Raw genomic sequence first — 2,962 nt, forward strand, 5'->3', positions numbered from 1 at the left:
GTCCCGGGCGCCCCCGGCAGTCCGGCTCGCAGGGCGCGCACCAGGACGAGGGCCCCGCGCAGGGACCGTACGAGCGCCCCTTCCGCGACTCCGTGCGCCGACAGTTCCACCAGGCGCCGCAGCGCCAGGTCCCCGTGCCGCAGCAGCCAGCCCGCGGCGAGTGCCGCGAGGAGGTGACCGAGCAGCATGGACAGGGACGGGAACAGCGACATCGAGGAGCCGGCGGTGGTGGACATGGCGTCCGCCGGGTCGTGCATCGACCCCATGCCGCTCATCGAACCCATCGAGCCCGAAGCCGGCAGCAGCCGTGCGTCGGTGAGGAGCTGGTGGGCCTGCGCCGGGCTGATCGCCGCCGCGGTGGTCCCGCACAGCAGATGCGCGGCGCGTGCGACGAGCGTGGCGTCGGACGCGGACAAGGTGCCGGTGGTCGACGTACCGGCTGTCTGGCCGAGCCCGAAGAGCGTGTGCAGCACGGTCTGTCCGACCGCGAGCAGTGCCGCGATGCCCGGCAGCGAGCGCTCGCGCCCGGCGAGCGGCGCGACGACCAGGACCGTGGCGAGGAAGCCCGCGCCCAGTGTCCACAGGGGCACGGTGGCGCACGAGGCGATGGCATGACCGGCCGCGGCCAGCACGACACAGACCGCGGCGAACACCGCGGCCCGCAGGACCCGGAGTTCACCTCCGGAACGCGCCGTACGTGGGTGGGGGGCAGTCATGGCGGGCTCATCATCGCACCGGCCTTGTCGGCGCCATACGGCAGGTCCGCAACACCGGGACGATAATGTGTCATAGATCACAAAGGTCACTCTCCGACGTGAGCTACCTCCGGATACACCAATTACGTTTCGGACACATCCCCCATATGGGCGGCATCACGTCAACTCCGTGCTTACACAGGGGCACTGGCGGCAATAGGTATCGGTATGTCGAGCCGCGGCCGGGAGGCTGGAGCATGAGCATCTGGTGGTCACTCCATCTGAGGCGCGAGGCCGCGAGCGTTCCGCTCGCCCGCCGGCTTCTCCTCGGCACGATGGAGACCGCGGGCGTCGACCCGGACATCTCCTACGACCTCTCGGTCGCCCTCAGCGAGGCGTGCGCCAACGCCGTGGAGCACGGCGGCGACACCGAGCCCGGCGCGTCCTCGGAGGCGTACCGCGTCACCGCGTACCTCGACGGCGAGAAGTGCCGTATCGAGGTCGCCGACTCGGGCCCCGGCTTCGCGCGAACCCAGGCCGTCCGCCCGGCCCCGAGCGAGGCGGAGAACGGCCGGGGCCTGTGTCTCATCCAGGAGCTCGCCGACCACGTCCACATCGGCAACAAGCCGGGTGTGGGCGGCGCGGTGGTGAGTTTCGACAAGATCCTGAAGTGGCGGAAGGACGCGCCGTTGATGGCGGTGTGAGGGCGCGTCCGAAGCCGGTTCCTCGGTGTCGGCGCCGCGGCGTCAGAATCTGCGGATGGACATCCGCCCCGAACAACTGGCCGACGGCATGACGCTGCGGCTCGCCGAGCCGGCCGACGCCCCGGCCCTCGCCGTCGCCCATGCGGAGAACCGCGGGCCCTACGACCCGTACCGCCCGGACTCCTTCTTCACTGCCGTAGGGCAGCGCGAGCGCCTGGAGACGCAGGCGCGGGAGTACGCGGCGGGCCGGGTCGTGCCCCTGCTCATCGGCTCCGGCGGGCGGATCGTCGGGGCCTTCACGCTGTCCGGGGTCGTGCTCGGCCCGTTCCGCAGCGCCTCGCTCGGCTACTGGATCGCCGCCGACCGGCAGGGGCGCGGGCTGGCCACCGCCGGTGTCGAGCGGGTGTGCCGGATCGCGCGCGAGACGGTCGGGCTGCACCGGCTGGAGGCGAGCACGCGGCTCGACAACCTGGCCTCCCAACGCGTCCTGGAGAAGAGCGGGTTCGAGCCGATCGGCATGGCGCCGCGCTATCTGCACATCGGCGGGCAGTGGCGTGACTACCGGCTGTTCCAGCGGATCCTGCACGACGACGACCCGACTTCAGCTTTCTGAGCATTCTTACCTTGCGCACAGCGCACGCTCACACTCTTGACGGCACCCGTCCCTAGCTTCGTGATCATGACGGGAAACCACAGAGAAAAAACGATCAGTCGGCGCCGCGCTCTCGCGGTGACCGGCGGGACGGTCGCGGCCGGCGGGCTGGTGGCGGCCGGGTTCCAGTCGGCGTTCGCCGACACCGCGGACACGACGGCCTCGGCTTCGGCGAGTTCGACCAGCGGCGAGTGCATGACGCTGATGACGAGCGTCACGGAGGGCCCCTACTACCTCGACGGTGCCTTGGTGCGCAAGGACATCACCGAGGGCAAGGCGGGCGTCCCGCTCACCCTGCGCCTGACCGTCGTCGACGCCACCGACGGCTGCACCCCGGTCTCCGGCGCGGCCGTGGAGATCTGGCACTGCGACGCCTGGGGCTACTACTCCGGCTACACCACCGCCAACCCCGGCGGCTCGGCCCCCGCCGAGAGCGAGGAGGGCGACTCCGCCAACGACCAGACCTACCTGCGTGGTTACCAGGTCGCCAACGCCAACGGGGTCGTCAAGTTCGAGACGATCTTCCCCGGCTGGTACACCCCGCGCACCTGCCACATCCACGTCAAGGTGCACACCGGCGGCGAGAAGGAGGACGGCACCTACGAGGGCGGCAAGGTCAACTACACCGGCCAGCTGTTCTTCGCCGACGACATCGCCGAGGAGATCTTCACCCTCGACCCGTACGCCAAGCACACGGGCTCGTACACCGTCCTCGCCGACGACATGGTCTACGACGGCGGAGGCGCCGCCAGCGGTCTGCTCACCCTCAAGGCCGTCCACAAGAAGGACCCGTCCAAGGGCTACAAGGGCTCCCTGACGCTCGGCGTCGACCCGGACGCCGAGAGCACGGGCGCGGGCAGCGGCGGAGGCGGCACGCCCCCCAGCGACGCCCCGACGGGCACACCGCCGTA

At 70.8% G+C, this 2,962-nt stretch carries 4 protein-coding genes; 3 read left to right on the forward strand and 1 reads right to left on the reverse strand.

The features are described 5' to 3' along the window. The coding region (locus R6V09_RS49980) for a hypothetical protein (RefSeq protein WP_317888063.1) at positions 1 to 716 on the reverse strand (716 nt) is incomplete at its 3' end. Between the two features lie 236 nt (positions 717 to 952). Between R6V09_RS49980 and R6V09_RS49985 the strand changes: the two genes are divergently transcribed. The 3 genes from R6V09_RS49985 to R6V09_RS49995 all read left to right on the forward strand — a co-directional run. Continuing rightward, a complete protein-coding gene (locus tag R6V09_RS49985) occupies positions 953 to 1,399 on the forward strand; it encodes an ATP-binding protein (protein WP_317888064.1) in 447 nt (148 codons plus the stop codon). 55 nt (positions 1,400 to 1,454) lie between these two features. Next, positions 1,455 to 2,012: a GNAT family N-acetyltransferase gene (locus tag R6V09_RS49990; RefSeq protein ID WP_317888065.1), complete on the forward strand. Its 558-nt coding sequence runs from the start codon at positions 1,455 to 1,457 to the stop codon at positions 2,010 to 2,012. 66 nt (positions 2,013 to 2,078) lie between these two features. Next, the coding region (locus R6V09_RS49995) for an intradiol ring-cleavage dioxygenase (RefSeq protein ID WP_317888066.1) at positions 2,079 to 2,962 on the forward strand (884 nt) is incomplete at its 3' end.

This window comes from Streptomyces sp. W16 (assembly GCF_033194735.1).
GTDB lineage: Bacteria > Actinomycetota > Actinomycetes > Streptomycetales > Streptomycetaceae > Streptomyces.

Coding starts and splice junctions, on each gene's coding strand:
- R6V09_RS49985 (WP_317888064.1), top strand. CDS start 953: ATGAGCATCTGGTGGTCACTCCATCTGAGGCGCGAGGCCGCGAGCGTT.
- R6V09_RS49990 (WP_317888065.1), top strand. CDS start 1,455: ATGGACATCCGCCCCGAACAACTGGCCGACGGCATGACGCTGCGGCTC.